Origin of the sequence: Acinetobacter sp. CIP 102637 (assembly GCF_000368425.1) — a bacterium.
Lineage (GTDB): Bacteria > Pseudomonadota > Gammaproteobacteria > Pseudomonadales > Moraxellaceae > Acinetobacter > Acinetobacter parvus.
Genome location: NZ_KB849435.1, coordinates 554,182 through 577,778, shown reverse-complemented (window position 1 = coordinate 577,778; position 23,597 = coordinate 554,182). Strand labels below are relative to the sequence as shown.

21 protein-coding genes and 2 pseudogenes are annotated in these 23,597 nt (G+C 41.3%); 8 read left to right on the top strand and 15 right to left on the bottom strand.

All coding sequences use genetic code 11. The annotated features are described in order from the left end of the window. The first annotated feature begins 564 nt into the window (after positions 1-564). Together ahpC and F967_RS05730 are read left to right on the top strand one after the other, a co-directional pair. The gene (ahpC, locus tag F967_RS05735; RefSeq protein ID WP_004677913.1) at positions 565-1,128 is read left to right on the top strand and encodes an alkyl hydroperoxide reductase subunit C; all 564 of its coding nucleotides are present in this window, start codon (positions 565-567) and stop codon (positions 1,126-1,128) included. A 252-nt stretch (positions 1,129-1,380) separates the two neighbouring features. After that, the gene (locus F967_RS05730) at positions 1,381-1,593 is read left to right on the top strand and encodes a KTSC domain-containing protein (protein ID WP_004662566.1); all 213 of its coding nucleotides are present in this window, start codon (positions 1,381-1,383) and stop codon (positions 1,591-1,593) included. A 47-nt stretch (positions 1,594-1,640) separates the two neighbouring features. Here F967_RS05730 and F967_RS05725 read toward each other — a convergent pair whose 3' ends face one another. Then, positions 1,641-2,840 carry an alkane 1-monooxygenase gene (locus F967_RS05725; protein ID WP_004798773.1) on the bottom strand — a complete coding sequence of 400 codons (1,200 nt, stop codon included), beginning with the start codon at positions 2,838-2,840 and terminating at the stop codon, positions 1,641-1,643. Between the two features lie 122 nt (positions 2,841-2,962). Here F967_RS05725 and F967_RS05720 point away from each other — a divergent pair, with 122 nt between their 5' ends. After that, entirely contained in the window at positions 2,963-3,997 is a 1,035-nt protein-coding gene (locus F967_RS05720; RefSeq protein ID WP_004798771.1) for a helix-turn-helix domain-containing protein, read from the top strand. Here F967_RS05720 and F967_RS05715 read toward each other — a convergent pair. Then, positions 3,994-4,212, bottom strand: coding sequence for a DUF1653 domain-containing protein (locus F967_RS05715; protein WP_004798769.1), 219 nt, complete (start codon positions 4,210-4,212; stop codon positions 3,994-3,996). The genes F967_RS05720 and F967_RS05715 overlap by 4 nt on opposite strands. Positions 4,213-4,440: 228 nt before the next feature. Between F967_RS05715 and ahpF the strand changes: the two genes are divergently transcribed. Beyond that, a complete protein-coding gene (ahpF, locus tag F967_RS05710; RefSeq protein WP_004798767.1) occupies positions 4,441-6,006 on the top strand; it encodes an alkyl hydroperoxide reductase subunit F in 1,566 nt (521 codons plus the stop codon). Positions 6,007-6,164: 158 nt separating this feature from the next. Next, the gene (locus tag F967_RS05705) at positions 6,165-6,509 is read left to right on the top strand and encodes a hypothetical protein (protein WP_004798766.1); all 345 of its coding nucleotides are present in this window, start codon (positions 6,165-6,167) and stop codon (positions 6,507-6,509) included. A gap of 58 nt (positions 6,510-6,567) precedes the next feature. Here F967_RS05705 and F967_RS05700 read toward each other — a convergent pair whose 3' ends face one another. Then, entirely contained in the window at positions 6,568-7,179 is a 612-nt protein-coding gene (locus F967_RS05700) for a glutathione binding-like protein (RefSeq protein WP_004677927.1), read from the bottom strand. Between the two features lie 260 nt (positions 7,180-7,439). Here F967_RS05700 and trmB point away from each other — a divergent pair, with 260 nt between their 5' ends. After that, positions 7,440-8,156, top strand: a complete 717-nt coding sequence (trmB, locus tag F967_RS05695) for a tRNA (guanosine(46)-N7)-methyltransferase TrmB (protein WP_004681029.1) — start codon at positions 7,440-7,442, stop codon at positions 8,154-8,156. A 62-nt stretch (positions 8,157-8,218) separates the two neighbouring features. Here trmB and F967_RS05690 read toward each other — a convergent pair whose 3' ends face one another. The 9 genes and pseudogenes from F967_RS05690 to F967_RS05655 form a co-directional block, all read right to left on the bottom strand. Then, complete coding sequence (locus F967_RS05690; protein WP_004798763.1) at positions 8,219-9,160, bottom strand: Dyp-type peroxidase; 942 nt, start codon at positions 9,158-9,160, stop codon at positions 8,219-8,221. A gap of 87 nt (positions 9,161-9,247) precedes the next feature. Further along, positions 9,248-9,370, bottom strand: a pseudogene (locus F967_RS13650) (formate dehydrogenase accessory sulfurtransferase FdhD); the annotation flags it as partial. Between the two features lie 225 nt (positions 9,371-9,595). Continuing rightward, complete coding sequence (locus tag F967_RS05685) at positions 9,596-10,378, bottom strand: Rossmann-like and DUF2520 domain-containing protein (RefSeq protein WP_004798761.1); 783 nt, start codon at positions 10,376-10,378, stop codon at positions 9,596-9,598. A 128-nt stretch (positions 10,379-10,506) separates the two neighbouring features. Continuing rightward, a complete protein-coding gene (locus F967_RS05680) occupies positions 10,507-11,559 on the bottom strand; it encodes a hypothetical protein (RefSeq protein ID WP_004798759.1) in 1,053 nt (350 codons plus the stop codon). Positions 11,560-11,743: 184 nt separating this feature from the next. Next, positions 11,744-13,162 carry an OmpA family protein gene (locus tag F967_RS05675; RefSeq protein ID WP_004798756.1) on the bottom strand — a complete coding sequence of 473 codons (1,419 nt, stop codon included), beginning with the start codon at positions 13,160-13,162 and terminating at the stop codon, positions 11,744-11,746. A gap of 255 nt (positions 13,163-13,417) precedes the next feature. Beyond that, positions 13,418-13,990 carry a hypothetical protein gene (locus F967_RS05670; RefSeq protein ID WP_004759721.1) on the bottom strand — a complete coding sequence of 191 codons (573 nt, stop codon included), beginning with the start codon at positions 13,988-13,990 and terminating at the stop codon, positions 13,418-13,420. A gap of 184 nt (positions 13,991-14,174) precedes the next feature. Beyond that, positions 14,175-15,407 carry a dihydroorotase gene (locus F967_RS05665; protein ID WP_004798754.1) on the bottom strand — a complete coding sequence of 411 codons (1,233 nt, stop codon included), beginning with the start codon at positions 15,405-15,407 and terminating at the stop codon, positions 14,175-14,177. A 12-nt stretch (positions 15,408-15,419) separates the two neighbouring features. Beyond that, positions 15,420-16,436, bottom strand: coding sequence for an aspartate carbamoyltransferase catalytic subunit (locus tag F967_RS05660; protein WP_004759718.1), 1,017 nt, complete (start codon positions 16,434-16,436; stop codon positions 15,420-15,422). A gap of 119 nt (positions 16,437-16,555) precedes the next feature. After that, complete coding sequence (locus tag F967_RS05655) at positions 16,556-16,930, bottom strand: hypothetical protein (protein WP_004798752.1); 375 nt, start codon at positions 16,928-16,930, stop codon at positions 16,556-16,558. Positions 16,931-17,178: 248 nt separating this feature from the next. Here F967_RS05655 and rlmKL point away from each other — a divergent pair, with 248 nt between their 5' ends. Continuing rightward, entirely contained in the window at positions 17,179-19,383 is a 2,205-nt protein-coding gene (gene rlmKL / locus F967_RS05650) for a bifunctional 23S rRNA (guanine(2069)-N(7))-methyltransferase RlmK/23S rRNA (guanine(2445)-N(2))-methyltransferase RlmL (protein ID WP_004798751.1), read from the top strand. Between the two features lie 113 nt (positions 19,384-19,496). Here rlmKL and F967_RS05645 read toward each other — a convergent pair whose 3' ends face one another. Together F967_RS05645 and clpB are read right to left on the bottom strand one after the other, a co-directional pair. Continuing rightward, complete coding sequence (locus F967_RS05645) at positions 19,497-19,985, bottom strand: hypothetical protein (protein WP_004798749.1); 489 nt, start codon at positions 19,983-19,985, stop codon at positions 19,497-19,499. Positions 19,986-20,156: 171 nt separating this feature from the next. Further along, a complete protein-coding gene (clpB, locus tag F967_RS05640; protein WP_004681043.1) occupies positions 20,157-22,736 on the bottom strand; it encodes an ATP-dependent chaperone ClpB in 2,580 nt (859 codons plus the stop codon). Positions 22,737-22,953: 217 nt separating this feature from the next. On the opposite strand from clpB, the pseudogene F967_RS13645 reads away from it, so the two are divergent. Next, positions 22,954-23,091, top strand: a pseudogene (locus F967_RS13645) (M23 family metallopeptidase); the annotation flags it as partial. A 62-nt stretch (positions 23,092-23,153) separates the two neighbouring features. On the opposite strand, the gene F967_RS05635 reads toward F967_RS13645, so the two are convergent. Next, positions 23,154-23,582 carry an OsmC family protein gene (locus F967_RS05635; RefSeq protein WP_004681045.1) on the bottom strand — a complete coding sequence of 143 codons (429 nt, stop codon included), beginning with the start codon at positions 23,580-23,582 and terminating at the stop codon, positions 23,154-23,156. Positions 23,583-23,597: the final 15 nt, after the last annotated feature.

The window sequence follows — 23,597 nt, the reverse complement described above, 5'->3', positions numbered from 1 at the left end:
CAGAATCCCATATTTGGCATTAAGGAACATCCCCACCCGAATAATCTCAACGCCTGCGGCAAGAGGTGGTCCCACTTGTTTGAACAACTAAAAGCTTATTTATAAGTGATATTCTGCTCTAGTTAAGCTACCTTATTTTGTTGTGGTCGCTGGTCATAGTAAAACTCATCTGGAGTCATTTTGTCCAGACTCGAATGAGGTCGTTTCAAATTATAAAATTCAAATATTTTAAGTTGAGATTGGCGTTATATTTTTAGAATTTAGCTATATATCTTTGTTTTTATATATTTTTAGATTTTTTCAATTTTACCCTTGAATTTTAATACTATAGACTGCATGTTGTTATACAAGTTAGTTTAGGTATTCGTCATATTTACTTCATCTTGTTGGAGTCAAATAAGCTTATATCTTAGGGTGAAAATCGTTTTATATTGATTCATTCAATTTTCCGATTTTAGTCATGTAAAAATACTATTTCCCCAATAACTAAAAATTATTTATTCTTGACCTCGTAAACAAGTAAGGCATTAGCCTCTCAATAAAACCTCAATCATGGAGACAATGATGAGCTTAATTAATACTGAAGTTAAACCATTTAAAGCTGATGCATTCCGTAACGGTGAATTCATTCAAGTTACTGACGCTGATCTTAAAGGTAAATGGTCTGTTCTTATTTTTATGCCTGCTGCATTTACTTTCAACTGTCCTACTGAAGTTGAAGATGCTGCTGAGAACTATGCAGAATTCCAAAAAGCTGGTGCAGAAGTTTATATCGTAACAACTGATACCCATTTCTCTCACAAAGTATGGCACGAAACTTCTCCTGCTGTAGGTAAAGCTCAATTCCCATTAGTCGGTGATCCTACACATCAATTAACACGTGCTTTTGATGTGCATATCGAAGAAGCTGGTTTAGCTTTACGTGGTACGTTCATCATTAACCCTGAAGGCGTAATTAAAACTGCTGAAATTCATGACAATGCTATTGCTCGTGATGTATCAGAAACTTTACGTAAACTTAAGGCTGCTCAATTCGTAGCAAGCCACCCAGGCGAAGTTTGCCCAGCGAAATGGAAAGAAGGTGAAGCGACTCTTGCTCCATCTATCGACCTAGTGGGTAAAATCTAATTCTTTAGATTGAACAACCTAGTCAGAAGCCACTCTTTTTAGGGTGGTTTCTTTTTATCTGCCTTTATATAAATTTCTTATCCGCTCTCACCCAGCTTGATAGCAAAATTTTTACAATTCTTATACTTATAAATTTATAACGAAATTCATTTATTAATTGTCAGCCTGCATTAAATGGAGTAATGTCAAATTATGAAACATAAAGAGTTTTTTGTATGTACTAAATAATCAAACTAAAATGGGGGCAAATATATGGAAAAAACTGTTGTTGTAACCTCTTGGAAATATGATATTTCTTCACGCTACTTAAAAATTTTTTACAGCAATGGCACAGCCGAGCTTTATCACCCTGTTCCAGAATTTGTGTATGACAATTTGCTACGCACAACTGATAAGACTGCTTTTGTCCATAAATACCTTGAGTTTGATCTTCATTTTAAACGACTTTATCTTTTAGCCTCATAAATAAAGAAACCAGCCTACGTTAAGGCTGGTTTTTTTATTTAAATTTATTAAGCAGCTTCGACTTCAACTTGTTCAGCATACTTCTCTAATATTTTTTCTTTTGCGTCTGGATGAATATTAATTTTCTCCATATTGCCTTTGTAATGCTCTACAACTCGATCATCCATAATTTTTGACCACCATGAGGGAATAAAGGCTGGTAAAATCAACGCTCCATAGCCCCCTGGTAACTGTGGCGCATCTTCAAAATGACGTAGAGTTTGAAAGCTACGTGTTGGATTTGCATGATGATCTGAATGACGCTGTAATTGATACAAGAACAAGTTCGTCACTACATTATTATTGTTCCAACTATGCTCAGGTAAAGTACGCTCATATTGACCATTGGCTTTCTTTTCACGTTTTAAACCATAATGCTCAATATAATTCACTGATTCAAACAAAGTAATCGCATAAGCAGCCTGTGTCACTTGGAACGGTGCTGAACGCACTCCAAATTTGCTAAACATAGCGGCATGGTACACAGCAGACATCGCCCAACCATGAATCAATTCATTCTCTTTACAGAAGAATGGTAATTTTTTACGCTCTAAACGGTTTTTCTCAATTTCGATCGCCGATTTGAAACTACCAATTACTGTACGCGGTAAAAATTTCCAGAAAGTTTCACCAAGTCGAGATGATGCTGGATCTTCTGGCGTTGCAACACGGCGGTGATGACCATATGGATGCTCAATACGGAAATGGTTATAGCCCGATGGAGCTAATGCCAAATGTGATAAATAATGTTCGAGACGACCACTTTTATGGCTCAATTCATGCGCCGTATTGATGGCAATACCATTCACCATCCCTACCAACGTACCCAATAACGCTTGATCTGCAAGTGATGTACCTTTACGACTTGCCAAATAGGTGCCGTAAATATTGGTTGCATATTGCAATGGAATAAAAAGTTTAACAATTCGAGAATAATATGGATCTGCTTCTAAATCTGCAATCGCATCAAGTGGTGGATTTTCTGTGTCCTCACCAATTAACTTATCCAATGCAGGAATAACACCATGAATAAATAGTGGGCCAAAAGAGGCAAAGAATTTTTTGGTTTTTTTCGGTCCAAATTGATAACCTGCTAAACCACTCATTGCAATAGTCGGTACTGCCAAACCCAATAACCACAAATGACGTTTTTTATCTTTAAAAGTTGTTGTTGCTTGCTCTACATCCAGTTGAGTATGCATATTCATTAGAAATTCCTCAATCAAACACAAAATGTTTTGCTTGAATTGATTGTGTTCTTTTGCAGTCACTCTATATTATCATTTTAAGACTTGATATTATCATTTTAAGACTTTAGTGGTTTTTTATTGTGCAAAAACAGCAAATCCCTGTTATTCCGTCTCGTTATTATTTGCGGTTGATCGAAATTCTGATTGGCACTCATCAATATGATAATGAGGTATTAAACGCATTTCATAACGAACTTTCTAAAACTGAGCTTTTATCAATTCAACAAATTGAACAATTTATTGCACTTGGCCTGAGCCTACCTAATACAGAAGATTTGGCTTTTGAACTCGGTAAAAATCTAAAACTCAGTTCGCATAGTTTGGTTGGATATGCATTAATGACCAGTCCAAATTTAGAACATGCATTGAGATTAATCACACAATATTTTCGGCTAATTATGCCAAGCTTTAAGCTATCGATTCAATTTCCACCTAATCAACATAAGGTTGAGTTATTACTTGAACCCATCTTACAAATGAATAAGCAATGTTTAGCATTTCATATTGAAGCAATTGCCGTTGGATTTTATTACAACTTATTAGAACTTGCAGGACAACAATTACAACGTTACCAAATTTATTTAAGTATACCCGAGCCTGTTTATGCTGAACGCTATATACATCTCGTTAAAGCAAATTTTTATTTTAATTACACATGGATGTCAGGTATACGCGTTGTGATTGATCAGCAACAACTGGCACTGCCCTTACCTTTGGCGGATGCTCATAGCCTAAAAGTGGTTGAGCAGCGCTGTCAGGAACAGATTCAGAAGATTTATCATCAAGGTGAAATTGCTGAATGGGTCAGCATGATGCTGCGACAGGCCAATCAGATTCCAACATTAACCGAATGCGCTAAAGTTCTAAATATTTCCACTAAAACTTTACAACGTTATTTGCAGCAACAAGGAGTTGAATTTCAAGCTTTGAAACAAAAAATTAGTACTGAGCGAGCAATTGATTTATTAGAAAATTCAAATTTTACCATCACCCATATTGCTTACGAATTAGGCTATTCTAACCCTGCCAACTTTACCCGTGCATTTAATAAGGTAATGGGATGTAGTCCACAGCACTATCGCCTGTCCCGAGCGAACACCCAACAGGCAGATTAAGTCTCTTGGATTAATTTAAAACGTGGAACCACCTGTCCATTCTCAAGCTGAACTGTTTCAGTAAACATGCCGAGTGGACGTACCCACATCGAGTAATCTGCATATAAGCATTGATACACCACCAGTTCTTCTTCAGTTTCACTATGGCGGGCTACATTGAATACCTGATAGAGTTGTCCCTTATAGTGTTGATAGATGCCGCGCTGTAATGTCATGCTATTTTCCTTTAGGTTATGCCATGAAATGATTGCAGTTATATAACAATTTTGAATATATTCAAATTTTTAGATAGAAAAATCTTCAAAATGTTTATTTTATCTTAAATTCAAAAATCCGATCAAACCCATAAAAACATACTGTTTTACCTATTTATTAGTTTTGCGTACTATAGCTTCATTGAATGAATTTAGCTGATTTGAACTGCTTAGAATTTGGAGAAATACATGTTAGATCAAAATATTAAAACTCAATTAAAAGCTTACTTAGAACGTTTAGAAAGTCCAATCGAGTTAGTTGCGGCTTTAGATGAATCAGACAAAGCTGCAAAAATCAAAGAACTCGTGACTGAAATTGCAGAACTTTCTGATCAAGTTACGGCGCGTTTTGACGGTTCAAACGCTCGCCGTCCGAGTTTTGGTGTAGCTAAAGCAGGTGAACAACCACGTGTGTTCTTTGCTGGTTTACCGATGGGACATGAGTTTACCTCTTTGATCTTGGCTTTATTACAAGTATCAGGTTACGCACCTAAAGTCTCTGATGAAGTCTTGAACCAAATCAAAGGCTTAAACTTAAAAGCAAACTTTGATGTGTTTGTTTCATTGAGCTGCCATAACTGTCCAGATGTGGTTCAAGCCTTGAACTTGATTGCAATCTATAATCCGAATGCAACTGCGACCATGATTGATGGTGGTTTCTTCCAGGAAGAAGTTGAAGAACGCAAAATCTTGGCCGTACCGATGGTGTTTCAAGACAATGAACATATTGGACAAGGTCGTATGACTTTGGAAGAAATCGTTGCCAAGTTAGATACCAACTCAGCCGAGAAAGATGCCGCAGCCCTCAATGCTAAAGATGCTTTTGATGTATTGGTGATTGGTGGTGGCCCTGCGGGTGGTACTGCGGCAATCTATGCGGCACGTAAAGGTATCAAAACAGGCATCGTGGCTGAACGCTTTGGTGGTCAGGTCATGGATACCATGGACATTGAGAACTTCACCACGGTTCAAAAAACCGTAGGTCCAAAGTTTGCTCAAGATATGGAAGCCCATGTACGTGAGTACGGTGTGGACATCATGAATTTGCAACGTGTCAGCAAGATCACAGGTGCAGATCAAACCGCCAATGGTCTGGTTGAAGTTGAATTGGAAAATGGCGCTAAGCTTGAATCGAAAACCATTATTCTTTCAACAGGTGCACGTTGGAGAGAAATGAATGTACCAGGTGAAGCAGAATACCGTACCCGTGGTGTGGCGTATTGCCCACACTGTGATGGCCCATTATTCAAAGGCAAACGTGTTGCGGTGATTGGTGGTGGTAACTCTGGTGTAGAAGCAGCGATTGACCTTGCAGGGATTGTGGAACATGTGACGTTGGTTGAGTTTGATACCAAGCTTCGTGCAGATCAAGTGTTGCAAGACAAATTAAACAGCTTGCCGAATACCACTGTGATTTTAAATGCACTCAGTACTGAAGTTGTCGGTGATGGTTCACAAGTAACGGCATTGAAATATAAAGATCGTGCCACTGAGGTTGAACACACCGTAGAGCTTGCAGGAATCTTCGTACAGATTGGCTTGTTGCCAAACACCGATTTCCTGAAGAACAGTGCGGTTGAACTCAGCAATCGTGGTGAGATTGTGATCAATGACCGTAACGAAACCAATGTAAAAGGTGTATTTGCTGCGGGTGACTGTACCACCGTGCCTTATAAGCAAATCATCATCGCGACTGGTGAGGGAGCCAAGGCTTCATTGTCTGCTTTTGACTACATGATTCGCTCTGGGGTGTAAATCCAACATAAAACTTGTGCGCGCACTTACATTTTTCAAATGTAAGTGCGTGTTTTTACAAGTTATCAACAAATTTTCAACTTTATTCGTCAACGTTTTTATGTTTATATTTTGGCTATCCATATCCTATTGGATGCCACAACGAAAAGGAACGAAAAATGAATAAATTACTTGTTACATTAGGTCTCGCTGCTACTGTTGCACTTGTAGGCTGTAATAAAGATAAAGCGCCTGAAACAGGTGCAACTACGGGTGAACATCTTGAGAATGCAGCTGAACAGGCTGGTGCTGACATCAAAGACGCAACAGCAACAGCAACTGACAATGTTGCGACCGCAGTTGATAATGCGGGTGATCAAGTTGATGCTGCTGCCGATCATACTGCGAATGCGACTGCGGAAGCTGCTGCAAAAACTGAGGCTGCTGCCCGTCATGCAACCGCAAAAGTTGCTGGTGCGGTAGAGTCAGGCGCTGCTGATGTGAAAGAAAAAGCTCAACAATAAGATTTGTTGATGTAAAAAAGCCTCTGGTCACAGAGGCTTTTTTATGCGTATACTGGAATTAAGCCAATAGGCCCTCATCACGCATGGCAATTTGTACAGACTGACGCTCAGCGATCTTGTTGCGCAAGGCAACAATATTTGGATATGGCGTTAAATCATGTTCAATATGATTTGACCAGTTTGTAATGACAAACAAATACGCATCTGCTGGGCCAAAATTATCATCCACCAGATAATCACACTCTGATTCAGCCAGATAGTTGTCAATATATTTCAATAAACGATCAACTTCCGCATAAGCCCTGTTTTTCTCATCATCGGTCAATTTGCCCGTGAAAAATACCGCATAGGCATCATGCAGTTCTGAATTAAGGTAGCCCAGCCATTCAAGCACCTTTGCACGCCCCATGCCTGATGGAGGAATTAAGTCCTGTTTTGGATCATGTTGGGCAAGAAACGGTAAAATGGCCACATTTTCAGTTAAGATCAAGCCAGGGTTGATTTCCAATGCAGGAACATAACCTTTTGGATTGATTTCGTAATAGTCTGCACCTTTTGAAGTTTTATGTGTTTTTAAATCTACCCGTTCTAAATCAAAATCTACATTTATTTCATTTAAAATAATATGGGCCGCCAATGAGCAGGCACCTGGTGAATAATACAACTTCATGTTTGATCCTTGTTATTTAACATTAATGTTTTAAAATGCTTCATCCAAACTTTCAAGCTTTGTTTGTTACTGATTTGCAAAAAAGTATGTTTTTGCACTTTTCAAGCATTTTAAGTTGCCATTGATGTGCTGTTTATAAAAATTCTATCCAGATATTATGTGTGAAAGATGTCGATATCGTGTCAAAATCTCACTAAAAATTTGACTTGATCAACTGAACACTTACAATACGGCATTTCTATATTTATATCTCCAGAATCATGTCAAACGATCAGTTAGAAACGCAAATTACGGAACTTGACAATTTACCTGAGCACCGTGAAATTGTGACGTTTATGCGTCGTTCAGCTCCACTCAACACATCTCAACGCACTGCGCTCGAAGATTATCGTGGCTTAATTCTGGAATATCCTGTTGGCGACCTGCGTCAGCACTTTGAACAGCCAGAACGCCCACTGACTGTGGAAATTGGTTTTGGTATGGGGCGCTCACTGGTGCTTATGGCAAAGGCCAATCCTGAACGTAATTTTGTCGGTATTGAGGTGCACGTTCCTGGTATCGCACAATGTGTTTATGAAGCAGGTATGGCGGGATTAAAGAATTTACGGGTACTGGATGCAGATGCAATTCAGGTACTTCGTGAAATGCCTGACAATAGCATTAACTGCGTACAACTTTATTTCCCTGACCCATGGCAGAAAAAACGTCACTTCAAGCGTCGTTTTGTGATTCATGAGCGCATGCAGTTGGTTGAACAAAAGCTGGAGCTGGGGGGTACTTTCCACGCGGCAACCGATTGGGAACCCTATGCGGAATGGATGCTGGATGTTTTAGATAATCGCCCGAATCTGGAAAATGTGGCAGGTAAAGGGCAAAGTTACCCTCGCCCTGACTGGCGACCAGTTACCAAGTTCGAGCGCCGTGGCATTGAGTCTGGCCATAAAATTAATGATTTCCTGTTTAAGAAAATCAATTAACATCAGAATTTAATTCATAGCGGACAGATTACCGTCTGTCCCTACACCAAATCCAATATGCTTTAGTCACCCAAATCATCTAGAAAATCAAAGGTAGGAACAAAGAACAGACTACCTGAAACCGCAGTACTAAAATCGAGTAAACGATCAATGTGGCCATTTTCTTTGCCAAGAAACATATTTTCCAGCATGGTTTTGGTAATGTTGAACGAACGTGAATAACCGATAAAGAATGTGCCATATTCCCCTTCGGTTGGGTTAGAGAATGGCATATTGGCCCTTAGAATTTTTAACTCGTTGCCCTCTGCATCATGTGCCTTACTCACCACATTATGCGCATTTTGGGGCTTCACATCATCACCCAGTTCAACATCATCATATTTCTTTCGACCAATCACTTTTTCCTGTTCTTCAGTGGTCAGGCTTTTCCATATCTCCATGTTATGCAAATATTTCTGGATAAAGACATAACTACCACCAAGGAACTCGACATCTTCCTGTCCGACATAGGCAATATCCTTGGCAATTTCATGTTCAGGATTTTCCGTACCATCCACAAAACCAAGAATGGCACGACCATCAAAGTATCTAAAACCCTTGGTTTCGCTGATCGGATAGGTATGTTCCTTTAACTGCTCATGCAGAATGGAAGCCAGTTCATAGCAAATCGCCATCTGGTTGGCACGGATATGAAAAAACAGGTCCCCTGCGGTTGCAACCGCTGTATGTCGAGGTCCCTTGAGTTCCTGAAACGGCACAAGCTCCTTAGGCTTATTCATTTCTGGAAATAAAAGGTCCCAGGCATGAGAACCAATCCCCACCGAAGCACTGAAGTTCCCATGCGGAAAACGGTTGGTCAGGCTACGCACCAAAGCGGAGAAATTGGCCAGAAAGTCAATGATTCCAGAATGGTCAGGATTGGTATTGATGCCCAACACAATAAACAGGGCATTCTCGCCTGAAAGATTATTGATCACGGGTTGTGGTCTTAAAGATGTATTCATAATTTTTCGGAATGGATGAGTTCAGTTCGCTTATCCTACACATATCATGTTGTTTTAGGTATCAGCTCAACAACAAATGTTTAAGATTTATTCAGTATATAAAACAAAACCATCGCCACGGCAGAAACTTGCCAAAGTGAGATTGACCTTTTTTGCCATCTCAATTGCCATACTGGTGGGTGCAGAAATCGTTGCCAATAATGCAATATTGCATACAACACTGCTGAGCGTAGCCATTACTCTCTTGTTTATGCTTTTTTTGCTCTGAATTGTCCATGCGACCGTCCTCATCTGAGCTATTTTTATCTAAAATTCGCTTTAGATTGAACATGAAAAGGCAACATTTACTATGCTGAATATGTTCGATTGCATTAATGCATTCTGGAATATCCAAACGCCTCAGCCTAGATGACAGACTTATTCATAAAGCTCAACTCATCCATTGATTTGGTGACGTTTAAAAATCCCCTCACTCAGCAATACATAGATGTTCTGTAAATCTTTACGATCTGCCCCACCCAGCAACTGACCATGCATTTGTAGAATATTCTGGTCGCCCCGCATGGCAGGCCCAGTTTGCATGGTTTTGGGGTCATGCTTTGTGGCCTTGTCCGCAGTTTCCAGAATCAGGGGATAAAGCAGGCTAAAATCAACTTGTTCAGCCTCAACAATCTGCTGGGCCATGTCATAACAATAATTACTGAAATTACATGCAAACACTGCCGCCAGATGCAGGGTCTGACGCTGCTTGGAACTGTATTGATAAACTTGGTTACTTAGGCTATTTGCCAATTGTGTTAAAGCTTCCAAGTCTTGCTGCTCAGTTGCTTCCACAAACAATGGCGTTTCCAGCCAGTTCACTTCACGCTCAAAGCTAAAGGTTTGCAGTGGATAAAATACACCTGCCCGCGAATGTGTGTGCTCAATGACTGCTAGGCTGGTACTACCAGAGGTATGAACGATCAAATTTTGTGGTAAATATCCAGTAATTGAATAAATGACTTGGGAAATGGCCTGATCACTTACTGCAACAATTACTAGATCAACCTGTGGATCAAGCTGGCAGGGACTGTCGATTGCCTGTGCATCAAGCTGCTGCGCCAACTTTTGCGCATGGGCCAGCTTAGGGCTAAAGACCTGTACAATCTGATGTTGGTTCTGTAATGCCAACGCCAAATGGGTTGCCACACGCCCAGAACCAATCATGGTGATTTTCATAGCAGTTCTCTATCAGGAAATTTGCTCAAGCATAGCAAAATGAAATACAAGAAATAAAATCGAGCTATGGATAGCTCGATTTTATGCAGAAATCTCAATCAACCCGTTTAAAAGTTAAAAAAGACCTGTTAATTAAACACATTATTCAAGTAAACCACACGCTCAACCGTACGCTTGATGAAACATTGCGTATATTGCATATCCTGATTCTGCTGACGCATTGCATCATTCCAGTACCGTGCCTGCTTTTGATAGGTTTCCATATCTTTTTCAGCAATATCATGGACACTCTTTTGCGATAAGACTTTACAGTCCACATCCCGTTTTTCAAACCAGTCGGACTGGTCTTGCTGCAACTGTGCTTTTTGCTCAGGCGTAAATTGATCCCAGGCTTGATTTAAACGCTCAACCTGTTTGGCTTTTTCAGCATCTAACTCTTTTTTACGCACATCCATAGCTTTTTGTGCCAAGTCAGTTTGAGCAGACTCATTGGCATGATACTCTTGTTGATATGCTGCCCCTTCTTTTTCAATCCGCTGATTTTCCTTTAAATAAGCAACATACTGCACCGCCCTTGTGGCCATAAACACCACACCCTCAATCACAGAGTTCTGACTTGGGATATTAAAGACCAAACCATCTTTATCCGTTTTGGTGAGGTCATACAAGAACTCGCCTTTTAATTGGTCATCTTCAAGACTGAGCGGATATTCGTTATCAGAAAAATGATCATTCAGGGTATATGGCTTACAACTCTCTTCACACTCCCCATCACCCTGATATTTTTGTTCTTCAAGATAGGCATTTTCTGCACGTTTCTGTAAGCCTTTCGGGAAAGAAATCACCAACTGGCTTTCGCAGTTTAATTTGGTTGTTGATGCTTCCCCACTCTCAGCCTCTAAAGTACGCACATTGGTAATTTCAAACTTGAGTCCCTTGTTGATTTTATCCAGAATGTCATAGTCAGACTGGTAGTCACTTTGTCTTAAACTACGGTCAATCTGTTTTAAATATTCTTTTTTCAACGCCGCCTGAATATGGTTGAGATTTTCCTGATTGGTACAACTCCACTCGGAAACAGCCGTTGCGGTGTCTTCGGCTTTCTCAGTTGGCTTTAATTTATTACAACCCACCAATAACATTGTCGTTGTCAAAGTTGTAAATATAAAAAACTTGTTCATTTTGAATCACCCTCTTGTCTTGTTTTTTTCTGGCGTATTCTACCCAATTTAAAAGCCTATTTTCGAGTTTTTTCTTTATTTTGCTTTAAACAGTCCTATTTATAATTAAATAGCTAAAGCAAATGGTCAAAACAAAAGGAGTTATGTCGCCATAACTCCTTTCAAACATTGCTTAAATAACTGGTTAAGGGCTTACTGAAAATTCAATACGGCGGTTTTTAAAACGTCCTTCTTCTGTTGCATTATCTGCCACTGGATGATCAGCACCATGACCTACGGCGCTAAGTTGCGCAGCATCCACACCCTGACTCACTAAATAATCCACCACAGCCTGAGCACGTTTCAGCGATAAAGCCTTGTTGCTAGTAGCATTACCAGTTGAATCGGTATAACCTGCCACTGTTAATTTTGCATCCTTGACATTTTTCATTAATGTGGCGGCCTTATCCAGAATGGCTTTATTTTCCTCTGGAATTTGATACGAAGCTGTTGCGAAGTTAATAATCTGTAGATTTAAGGCTTTAATGACTGCGTTGATATCAACCTGATTGCTATCAATATTTGCCAAAGCGTCCTGAGCCGCGTTCAGGCTATTCGTTACGGCTTGAGCGGTATTATCCTCAGTTTCCACCACAACTTCGGTATTGGGTAGAACAGCTTTTATCTGCCCAGCCAATTCATTGAGTTTGGCGGAATCGCCACCCTTTAATGTCAGTTTATCCCCAACCCAATCCAGAGATACATTGGGTATACCTTTCAGCAAACCCAGCACACCAGCAAGCCCAGCCTGATCGGTAAATGACGCTGCATAGTTTTTAGCAGTATCAAGTGTACAATCTTGAGCCGAAGAGAAAACCTCTTTAACTTTTGCCTGCATGGCTGCAAACAATCCTTGATCTCCAATTCCTGCATGGCAGTGAGAAACACCGCCCTTGTTATCGGTACGCAATGAGAATGTTGCAGGAGTTACATTTGCAGCCACTTCAGATGCTGAAGAATCAGAACGATTGTCTATAGGCACAGCCACCTGTTGCTGTTGGCAGGATTTCCATAGCCACGCAACCAATAAAGCCAGAATAATGAGGGCCACAATCGGCAACCAAACCCGTGATTTGTCTGAACCATTCACAGGAGGATTTGCCAAATTTGATGTTGTGGCAGAAGTACTGGAGATAAGCCCTAAAGGTGCAAGCAACCCCACGGCCCAGACTGGCAACAGTGAACGGATTGAATCAGCATGGCGCTGCAAATAATGCAGGATACTCTGTGTATCATTGCCAGCCTTGCTGGCCAAAGCGGCCATGCTTTTAGGAATCGCCTGTGTCAATGTCTGCTCAGCCTCTATATTGGAAAGCTGCCCATCCGTAAGCTTGGACAAAAATGTATCTTTAAACTGCTCATCCTGACCAAATAAAACGACTAATGAGGGTGAGATGGAGTCTTTTAGTTTCTGGATCAGTTCAGGTTTTGCCATCAAAATGGAAAGAAAAATTGGATAGAACCTGGATAAAAGTGCATTTTTTGGGCTGGTCAAACCATCTTGGTCATTCAGGAATACAGGGGTGACTTTTTGCTTTAACAGTTCGATTGGATTTATTGACATTGCTATTTACTCCAAAAAATTAAATTTATAATGTTCAGATTGCTTGGGGAAATTGTTCTATTACATACAAACTGATGTTTTTCATTCTAAGCATTTATATTGTTTTTGATCATTTTTACATAATTTAAATACAAGACTCACATCACAATTTACAAATAAGTGATAAAAAATACAATTAAAATATCTTATCAATCGTTTTCTTATTATGAGATTTTAATTCTAAAACATATACTTACTCAAACACCATTCAACAATTTATTTACCTAACTGGTATAACCAAATGAGTGAAAAACTGGCAACAAACAGGGCAAAAAATGGGAAAATTCGATGATGCCTATGAGGCTCAGGTGGCATTTCTGGCAAGGGTTCTTCTGGCTGTTCAGGCTCGTTTAATTCAAGCTGATTTAAAGGTAAAAGCACCTCGGCACTCCAAACAGGCAACAGTGCCTGAATCGACACACTATGCTCCTTAAGATAATGAATAATATAGATGGCCTCATGGCCAACCTCAGCTGAAAGCACAGCCAAGCTTTTAGGAATTGCTCGATTTAAGGTGGTCTCTACTTCTGTAACTGAAAGTTTTCCAGCGGCAAGATGTATAAGCAATGAATTGATCACCTGATTATTATTTTCCAGTAAATCAGATAGACAAGGCCTTAGCTTTTCCTTAAGTTGATCAATCAGTTCTGGATTTGCTAAAAAACGACTTAAGAGAATTGGGTAGAATCTTGATAAGATGGCATTTTTTTCATTGATCAGGCAAGTTTGGTCATTGACGATGACCGATGAAACTTTCTGTTTAAGTAACTCGATTGGATTTATAGACATATATTTTACTCCAATTTCCATTCAAACGCTTTATCGTATTAGCCGAGCCTTAGCTATTTGTTATTACTTTAATGAATTTTTCTTATTTTTAATTTGTTCTATAAACTTTCAATACAACACTTACATCACATTTTACAAAGCAGAATAAGGTGTAGTCAACTTATTCTGCCTTTTATGATAATTATCAGGCAAATACACCAATCACCTTACCTGTCAATTGCTGTCCAATCAATGGGGTGTTTTTCCCTTGGGAAAGAATTGAGGCTTTGGAAACTACCCATTGCAATGATGGATCAACCAGCACCCAACCTGCCTCCTGTTGCCAGCGCTGTGACATATTCGCCACCTGTGCAGGAATCGAAGTGACTTTTTCCACCCATTCCAGTGGCTCAAATACACCCTCGTTTACCAGTTGCACACCCAGTGCCACATAAGTATCAAAAGCGGTGATTCCAGACTGTGTTTCGGCAAAAGGTGCCATTTTCGCAGAACTGCTTAATGGTTCATGATGGGTACAGATCGCATCAATCACGCCCTCTTTCATACCCTGACGCAATAATGCCTTGTCCTGTTCGGAGCGCAGCGGTGGACGCACATGCGCAAGTGAGTTAAACCCATCAGTAAGTTGTTCAGTTAAATGTAACTGATGCATGGCGACATCGGCAGTCACACGCAATCCTTTGGCCTTGGCAGCTCGGATCAACTCCACAGACGCACCACAGGACAACAGGCCAAAATGAGCCCTAACACCTGTCGCTTCAATCATCAGTAGATACTTGGCAATCGCCACAGTTTCTGCAATCGCAGGGATCATTGGCAGGCCCTGACGTGAGGCAATAAAGCCCTCATGCGCACAACCATCTTTGGCAATTTGCGGTTCTTCCGCATAGAACACCACCGTCAGCCCCAAACCAGCGGCATACTCAAGGGTACGAATCACCACGTCATCATTTTCAAAGGCTGCATTGGCATTGGAAACGGCTGTACAACCACCTTTTTTTAAACCCGCCATATTGGCTGGCTGTTTTCCATTTAAACCCTGGGTCTGTGCGCCGATGATCTGCAAATAGATACCGCCATCCAGTTTGGCTTTCTCAATGAGCCCATGAATCAAGGCACCATTGTCCTGCACAATTGGTTTTGAGTCTGGTGGGGTAATCACATGCAGAATCCCATTGGCACGGGCTGCCTTGCCTTCCGACTTTAAAGTACCATGCTGCTGCTGACCTGGTTCACGCAAACGCGCACACAAGTCCACCATGGTTGGCATCAACCATTTACCCTGCCCATCAATGCTTTCATCCACCTGTTCAGCGGCTTCAACCAATTTTCCGTTTTCAATAAAAACTGTTTTAACCAGATCAGTTTTTTGAATTGGATCGAGCACACGGACATTTTCAATTTTTACAATACTCATGTGAGCTATCCCTTACAGTGCAATCGCATCAATTAAACCCTGTTCCTGTAATTGTCCTTGCATTGCAAGTGCCAATACAGCCATACGAACCGCAATCCCGTTGGTGACCTGCTTGAGAATCACGGACTGGTCACCATCGGCAATACTGGAATCAATTTCAACACCACGGTTCATCGGCCCTGGATGCATCACGATACAATCAGGTTTTGCCAAAGCCAGACGTTCTTTGTTAAGTCCGTACATTTTATAAAATTCAGACTGTGACGCTAAGGCAGGTGAATCAATGCGCTCGTTCTGGATACGCAAGGCAATAATCACATCACAGTCTGTCACGCCTGCATCCATCTGGTTAAATAAACGCACATGATCACCATACTCATCAAAACCCACAGGTAGCAAGGTATTGGGCGCAATCACACGAATATCCTTACAGCCCAGCGTTTGTAATGCCGCAACGTCTGAACGTGCCACCCGTGAATGTTTAATATCACCGATAATGGCCACACTGAGTTGTTCAAATGGTTTCTTGGTTTCACGGCGAATGGTCAGCATGTCCAGCATTGCTTGGGTCGGATGTGCATGGCGACCATCACCCGCATTAATAATGGCAACTTTAGGGCAGATATCTTTGGCAATAAAATGTGCGGCACCTGAAGATGAATGACGTACCACAAAAATATCGGCCGCCATCGCCTCCAGGTTCCAGAGTGTATCCCGCAGCGTTTCACCTTTTGAGGTACTTGAGCGTGCAATATCAATATTCAGGACATTGGCAGATAAACGTTTCGCCGCTGCCTCAAAGGTGGTTCGGGTACGGGTCGAGTTTTCAAAGAAAAGATTCATTACCGTCAAACCCTCTAATAAGGGACGGTTGATCAGGTTATTATTGTCATCTAAAAAGCTTTGTGCTGTATCTAAAATCTTGGTCAGGCTTTCCCTTGAAAGGCCCTCAATGGTTAAAAAGTGTTTTAAATTTCCTTGCTGATTCAGTTGAACCTGACTCGGTTGATGCAGGGCTGCAATATGCATAATGGATTCCTATGGGTCGAATCACCAAAACCTGCATAGTGTAGCCCAATTCTTGTATTTTCGCAGAACAACTTTTCACCGTTATGTTGCATTAAATGAGAGAGTTGCAACAGATTCGGCTAGCGCAGCGCACCAATATAGTGATGATGAACCTGTGCCTGATAAATCTCTTCGTCAGTCACTTCTATTGAATAGTAGTCATTTTCCTCAACAGGCTGTTCTTTCTCAGCTTCCACCTTAGTTTCAACCAAGGCGAGAGCTGGCTCAGGATATAGGTCAATTAACGGACGCAAGCGCTCAACATAATGGGCCAGCTCGGCATCCTGTGTTGCCAGGGCAATATCCACAATATGTTGTGCATATTCCTTGTTATGCACCAAGTACATCACGTCAATCACGCGACTGGATACCCGTCTTAAACGGACATACATTTGGGTTGCGGTTGCAAAAGCCTCAGCATTGACCATCACCTCATTATTCATGTTTTCTTTCATAACGTCCTCACATCGTTGGGAGAAGTATTTAACGATAATTTATCTAAAGAAATGCAAAATCTGTACCAATTATTAAAATAAAGTAAAAAATACTCTGTCACACGTGCAGAAATTATAAACAAGCATCAGATCACTTTAAAAAAACCTCTTAATAGATGATAAAGCTGACGATCACACAAATATGCGCCGACAGAACAGGTAAAAATCAGTTAAAATAGCCGATTGCTAAAACCGCTTTGGAACATTGAATGAACGCTAAACCACGTCTAACAGAATATTGGGTGACCTGTGCGGATGGACTGGAAACCTTATTACAACAAGAACTGGAAAGCTTTGGCATTCAGGATATTCAACGTTTCGCGGGACGTTTAATTTTTAAGGGCACACTGGAACAGGCGTATCGGGTCTGTATGTGGTCACGCCTTGCCTCACGAGTCGTTTTGCCCATTCATAGACATGAGTTGGAACATTCGCATGATGCCCGTGATGTGGCGGAAGAACTCTATGAGGGTGCAATCAGTTTTGACTGGTCTTTAATTTTTGCTCCACAAAGCACCTTTGCAGTGCGCCTGCATGTTGAACGTGAAATTAAGGTCAATAGCCAATTTGCCACCTTACGGGTTAAAGATGGTGTGGTGGATTCCTTTATGGAGGCAGTAGGCAAACGTCCAAGTATTGATATCAAGCAGCCTGAAATTACACTTTATGTGTTGGCAGGTAAAACTGAACACACCTACTGTCTGGATTTATCTGGTGATTCTCTGCATAAACGTGGCTATCGCCGTTTTATGACCGATGCGCCAATTAAAGAAAATCTGGCAGCGGCAATTCTACAAAAAGCTCAATTAGCACAATATCAACCCGATATTATTCTTGACCCAATGTGCGGTTCAGGCACATTCATCATTGAAGCCCTCATGATTTTAACAGATCGTGCGCCAGGCCTAGTTCGACGTTTTGGTTTTAATGGCTGGCATGGGCATGACCGTGATCTCTGGTTATCACTTAAGGCTGAAGCAGCGGAACGCCATGAAAAAGCTTTGGAACAGGCTTTACCTAAATTCTATGCTTACGATGCAGACTGGGAAGCAGTCAAGGCCACCCGCCAAAATATCATTGCTGCGGGTTTTGAAAAACTGCTTGACCAAATCCAGATTGAAGAACGTACCTTAGCGGACTGGGATGACTTTCATGCCGAGGGCAAGAAAGCCTTTATTGTGACCAATCCTCCTTATGGGGAACGTTTGGGAGATAAAGCATCAAACCGTTCTTTATATCTGGGTTTATCGGCTTTATTACAGAAGAATTTTCCAAACCAGCGTGCCGCAATTATTGCCTCACAGGTTGAACAGGCAGATGTACTGGCATTTAATGATCCACAAACCTTACGTTTAATGAATGGTAAATTACCAATCTACGTACGTTTTGGCACCATCAAGCCAGCAACTGTCACCCAACCCTTTTTGGCAACATGGCAACCACAACAGTTTGAAAAAATCGAGGGTGCTGAGGACTTTACCAACCGTTTGCAAAAAAACATGCAGGCCTTAAAGAAATGGGCAGTTAAGGAAAATATCTACTGTCTACGTCTGTATGATGCCGACTTGCCTGACTTCAACGTTGCCGTTGATTTATATGGGGATAGATTGCATGTTCAGGAATATGCGCCACCTAAAACCATTGATCCTGAAAAAGCCAAAAAACGTTTTAACCTTGCACTTGCCGCAATCCGTGCTGTGACTGGCTTACAACGTGATGCCATATTTATTAAAACCCGTGCAAAACAGACAGGTACCAATCAATACACCAAACAAAGTACCGCCTCTAAACGCTTTATCGTTCAGGAAGGTGATGCCAAAATTTTAGTCAACTTAACCGATTACCTAGATACAGGCCTATTTTTGGACCATCGCCAGATTCGTCTTCGAATCGCCAAGGAAGCGCGTGGCAAGCATTTCCTGAACCTGTATAGCTATACATCAACTGCAAGCTTGCATGCCGCATTGGGTGGCGCAGCCAGTACCACCAGTGTTGACTTATCCAACACCTATCTGAGTTGGTCTAAAGAAAACTTTGTACTGAATGGCTTAACTGTAGACCATGCAGATGAACAGCATATGTTTTTTGCCAGTGACTGTTTTGAATGGTTAAAAGAGGGTCATGAGCAATATGACCTGATCTTTATTGATCCACCGACTTTCTCAAACTCAAAGAAATTCTATGGAACATTTGATGTACAGCGTGACCATGTTTCACTGCTTAAACGGGCAATGAACCGTCTAAACAGTGAGGGAACACTATATTTTTCAAATAACTATAGAGGCTTCGAGCTGGATGAGGAACTTGAAGCCCTATACGATGTTGAAGAAATTACCTCTGAAACCATTGGACTAGATTTCAAACGTAATCAAAAAATTCATCGTGCCTGGAAAATAAAACACCAACAACTTTGAAACTGAAAACAAGCCACCATTTTGTCTTAACTCGAATGGTGGCTTCACTTATCAGTTTAAAATTTTGAGTATTATATCATGTACAGAAAAAATAAATTCTCGAATAAATTGTATTATTTCTTATTTAAAGTCACGGTACCTGTAACACGCCCCTCAATATCTACCTGATTGCCAGCAGTATTATAGGTATCAGAAAACTCATAAGTGCGTACATTATCTGAATTAAACTCATAAATCATCAAACGATCTGGAGCGACTGCATGAGGTTTAATGGTTGCAGCTTTTTTATCTCGCCCATCCGAAACAGTGTTTCTTTTCTGCTCTTGATAAGGTGATAAAACGCTTTCTGATAGAATTTTAATCCGTACATCACGGAGATTTTGATCGCTTAGTACACGTTGTGCACGCCAGCGTTCTTCCTCTGGCTTTAATACATCCTGCTGGGCTTTTACAATGATGCTCGGCAATGCGTTATTCAGCACGCCTGTTTGTAGTGCCAGATTTACTTCATTCAATGGTTGTGCAGCATGCCCCATTGAAGATAAAGCGATCATAAACAAAATTACACAGCGGTCCGTGTAATGATGTTGCTTATTTTCCATTGCAATTCATCCTGAATTTTTTTCTTATTTGTTCTGAAACTATCAAGTTTTTCATCAAGCCGCAATGTTATTGGTACTTTTCCCCAAAAAATCTGACCAGTTGCACTCATATAAAAAAAGATGGTGATTGGCATCACCATCTTTTTACACATTGGCCGTTAAATTTTTTGCCTAGCTCAACTTGAGTTTCTCAAACACCAAATGACCATCCTCAGCTTTTATCAGGATGTTATCTCCAGGCTGGAACTCACCAGATAAAATCTTCTGCGCCAGAGTATTTTCCACCTGTTGCTGAATTGCACGTTTTAACGGACGTGCACCATACACAGGGTCAAAGCCAGCCTCAATCAATAGATCAAATGCCGTGTCATCCACAGTCAAGCCTATATCACGCTCATTGAGGCGGGAACGTAAACGTTCCAGTTGAATATCCGCAATAGCACGAATCTGGTCTTTTTGCAGTGGATGGAAAATCACCACCTCATCAATACGGTTGATAAACTCTGGACGGAAATGCTGGCTAACCGCATTCATCACCACTGCCCGAATCTCATCATCAGTGGCCCCCTCACCCAGTTCTCGTACATCTTGTGAACCCAAGTTCGAGGTCATCACGATGACCGTGTTTTTAAAGTCCACCACGCGGCCTTGTGAATCGGTTAAGCGACCATCATCCAACACCTGTAGCAAGATATTGAACACATCTGGATGCGCTTTCTCCACCTCGTCAAACAACACCACGCTGTATGGTTTACGGCGTACCGCTTCGGTTAAAACACCACCCTCTTCATAGCCCACATAGCCTGGAGGCGCACCAACTAAACGGCTCACCGAGTGCTTTTCCATAAACTCAGACATATCAATCCGAATCATGGCATCATCACTGTCAAACAGGAAGTTAGCCAATGCCTTGGTCAACTCGGTTTTACCCACACCTGTCGGGCCAAGGAACAGGAATGATCCACTTGGGCGGTTCGGGTCAGACAAACCTGCGCGTGAACGGCGTACCGCATTGGAAACCGCCACCACCGCCTCATCCTGACCCACCACACGTTTATGCAGAAATTCTTCCATCTGGAGCAGTTTTTCACGTTCGCCCTGCAACATTTTCGTTACAGGAATACCTGTTGCCGCACTGACCACCTCAGCAATCTCATTCTCGGTCACTTTGGTACGAATGAGTTTAGGTTCCTCATTTTCCTCAGCAACTTCCGCCTGTTCCAGACGCTTTTGTAACTCTGGAATCACACCATATTGTAGGCGTGCTGCTTCCGCCAAATCACCCTCACGTTTGGCTTTTTCCAAAGCAACCCGTGCTTGATCCAATTCGATCTGGGCTTTTTTATCACCCTCAACCAGTGTTTTTTCAGCTTTCCAGATTTCTTCCAGATCATTGTACTCTTTCTGCTTTTCAGCAATTTGCTGCTCAAGATGATTGACTTCAGCCTTACTGCCTGCATCTTCATCTTTTTTCACCGCTTCCAACTGCATTTTCAACTGGATGAGACGGCGATCAAGCTTATCCAGTGCCTCTGGCTTAGAGTCGATCTCCATTTTAATCCGTGAAGCCGCCTCATCAATCAGGTCAATCGCTTTATCTGGCAACTGACGGTCAGTGATGTAACGATGTGACATTTTCGCCGCCCCAATAATCGCGGAATCCAAAATTTGTACACCGTGATGGGTTGCATATTTCTCTTTAAGACCACGCAAAATCGCAATGGTATCTTCCACACTTGGCTCATCCACCAACACTTTCTGGAAACGACGCTCAAGCGCTGCATCTTTCTCAATATACTGGCGATATTCATCTAGAGTGGTAGCACCAACACAGCGTAGTTCACCACGCGCCAACGCAGGTTTAAGCATGTTACCTGCGTCCATTGCGCCATCGCCCTTACCCGCGCCTACAAGGGTATGCAGCTCATCAATAAACAAGATGATTTCGCCTTCATGTTTGGCAAGGTCTTTCAGCACCGCTTTTAAGCGTTCCTCAAACTCACCACGATATTTTGCACCCGCTAGCAACGAACCCAAGTCCAGTGAAAGCACACGTTTATTCTTTAAGCTTTCAGGCACCTCACCATTGACGATGCGTTGTGCCAAGCCCTCTACAATCGCGGTTTTACCGACCCCAGGTTCACCAATCAGCACAGGGTTATTTTTGGTACGGCGTGACAACACCTGAATGGTACGGCGGATTTCATCATCACGCCCAATCACAGGGTCTAGCTTGCCTGCCAAGGCACGCTCGGTTAAATCAATGGTATATTTACTGAGTGAGTCACGTTGATCTTCATGGTTATTGGTGGTCACTTTTTCTGTTCCTCTAATTTTTTCAATGACTGCACGTAATTTCTGTGCAGTTGCACCTGAGCTTTCAATAATTTTTTTGGTTTCACCCTGTTCAGCCAATGCCAATAGCACCCAATCAGTGGATAAAAATTCATCCCCTGCTTTTTGTGCATAACTATCAGCTAAATTTAAAATGCGTACCGCTTCTGGATTTAAATTGACGTCACCCGTCGGATTACTAATCGTTGCAGCATCATTTAATGCCTGATTCAGTTTTTGCATTAAGGTGGGTAAATCAGCCCCTGCTTGCTGCAACAGACTCTGGTTAGCAGGTTCTTCCAGCAATGTCATAAGGATATGAATCCCTGCAATTGCGGTATGGTCCTTGCCTATTGCCAGTGACTGTGCATCTGAGAGTGCTTGCTGTAGGCGGTTTGTAAATTTTTCAAAGCGCATTCTTGTTATTCCTCACAACAAATTTTTAACTTATCACTAAGATGCGAACAGTTTTTAGATTTTCAAATAAAATTTATATGTTTTTCCAAAATCTTATAAAACAAAATATGGATAACACTCAGTAACAATATGGGTCTATAAATAATATATTTCAAGTATGTTTTGTATAAATTTTCGGTCTTTTCCAATTTGCACAGAACCTTTATTGTACTTTTATGTGGAAAAAGGACAGCATATTCGTCAGGGTGAACAATTTGGACTGGTCGGGAAAACTAGGCGTGTGACGGGCGCGCACCTACATTGGGAAATGAGCCTGAACAATGCTCGGGTAGATCCACAATTGTTCATAAAGTAAAAACATAAACTTATAAAAAAGTAATCTATGGCAATAGATCACTTTTTAGAAATATTTAACAATCAGGCATTATCCACTTCAATAATTTCAAAGTCATGGGTAATTTCCACCCCACCATCCGAAAGCATTTTACTTGCTGAACAGTATTTTTCCGCTGACAGTTCAACTGCCTTTTCAACCTGCTTGGCTTTTACCGCTTTACCTGTCACAATGAAGTGTAGATGGATTTTTGTAAACACGGCTGGGATTGCATCTGCCCTTTCGGCTTTTAAGTGACATACAACATCTGTGACATCTTGACGGGATTTCTTTAAAATGGTCACAATATCAAACGAAGCACAACCACCAAGTCCCATTAAAATCAATTCCATAGGACGTGGACCACGGTTTTCACCTCCATATTCTGCGGAACCATCCATCACCACACTGTGGCCACTTTCCGATTTCGCTTCAAAAGCAACATTCTCTAACCAATGTACACTTGTTTGCATTGCAACTACCCAAAA

Bases quoted from the DNA above. Each gene is read 5' to 3' on its own strand.
- ahpC (WP_004677913.1), top strand. From the start codon at position 565: ATGAGCTTAATTAATACTGAAGTTAAACCATTTAAAGCTGATGCATTC.
- F967_RS05730 (WP_004662566.1), top strand. From the start codon at position 1,381: ATGGAAAAAACTGTTGTTGTAACCTCTTGGAAATATGATATTTCTTCA.
- F967_RS05725 (WP_004798773.1), bottom strand. From the start codon at position 2,840: ATGAATATGCATACTCAACTGGATGTAGAGCAAGCAACAACAACTTTT.
- F967_RS05715 (WP_004798769.1), bottom strand. From the start codon at position 4,212: ATGACATTACAGCGCGGCATCTATCAACACTATAAGGGACAACTCTAT.
- ahpF (WP_004798767.1), top strand. From the start codon at position 4,441: ATGTTAGATCAAAATATTAAAACTCAATTAAAAGCTTACTTAGAACGT.
- F967_RS05705 (WP_004798766.1), top strand. From the start codon at position 6,165: ATGAATAAATTACTTGTTACATTAGGTCTCGCTGCTACTGTTGCACTT.
- F967_RS05700 (WP_004677927.1), bottom strand. From the start codon at position 7,179: ATGAAGTTGTATTATTCACCAGGTGCCTGCTCATTGGCGGCCCATATT.
- trmB (WP_004681029.1), top strand. From the start codon at position 7,440: ATGTCAAACGATCAGTTAGAAACGCAAATTACGGAACTTGACAATTTA.
- F967_RS05690 (WP_004798763.1), bottom strand. From the start codon at position 9,160: ATGAATACATCTTTAAGACCACAACCCGTGATCAATAATCTTTCAGGC.
- F967_RS05685 (WP_004798761.1), bottom strand. From the start codon at position 10,378: ATGAAAATCACCATGATTGGTTCTGGGCGTGTGGCAACCCATTTGGCG.
- F967_RS05680 (WP_004798759.1), bottom strand. From the start codon at position 11,559: ATGAACAAGTTTTTTATATTTACAACTTTGACAACGACAATGTTATTG.
- F967_RS05675 (WP_004798756.1), bottom strand. From the start codon at position 13,162: ATGTCAATAAATCCAATCGAACTGTTAAAGCAAAAAGTCACCCCTGTA.
- F967_RS05670 (WP_004759721.1), bottom strand. From the start codon at position 13,990: ATGTCTATAAATCCAATCGAGTTACTTAAACAGAAAGTTTCATCGGTC.
- F967_RS05665 (WP_004798754.1), bottom strand. From the start codon at position 15,407: ATGAGTATTGTAAAAATTGAAAATGTCCGTGTGCTCGATCCAATTCAA.
- F967_RS05660 (WP_004759718.1), bottom strand. From the start codon at position 16,436: ATGCATATTGCAGCCCTGCATCAACCGAGTCAGGTTCAACTGAATCAG.
- F967_RS05655 (WP_004798752.1), bottom strand. From the start codon at position 16,930: ATGAAAGAAAACATGAATAATGAGGTGATGGTCAATGCTGAGGCTTTT.
- rlmKL (WP_004798751.1), top strand. From the start codon at position 17,179: ATGAACGCTAAACCACGTCTAACAGAATATTGGGTGACCTGTGCGGAT.
- F967_RS05645 (WP_004798749.1), bottom strand. From the start codon at position 19,985: ATGGAAAATAAGCAACATCATTACACGGACCGCTGTGTAATTTTGTTT.
- clpB (WP_004681043.1), bottom strand. From the start codon at position 22,736: ATGCGCTTTGAAAAATTTACAAACCGCCTACAGCAAGCACTCTCAGAT.
- F967_RS05635 (WP_004681045.1), bottom strand. From the start codon at position 23,582: ATGCAAACAAGTGTACATTGGTTAGAGAATGTTGCTTTTGAAGCGAAA.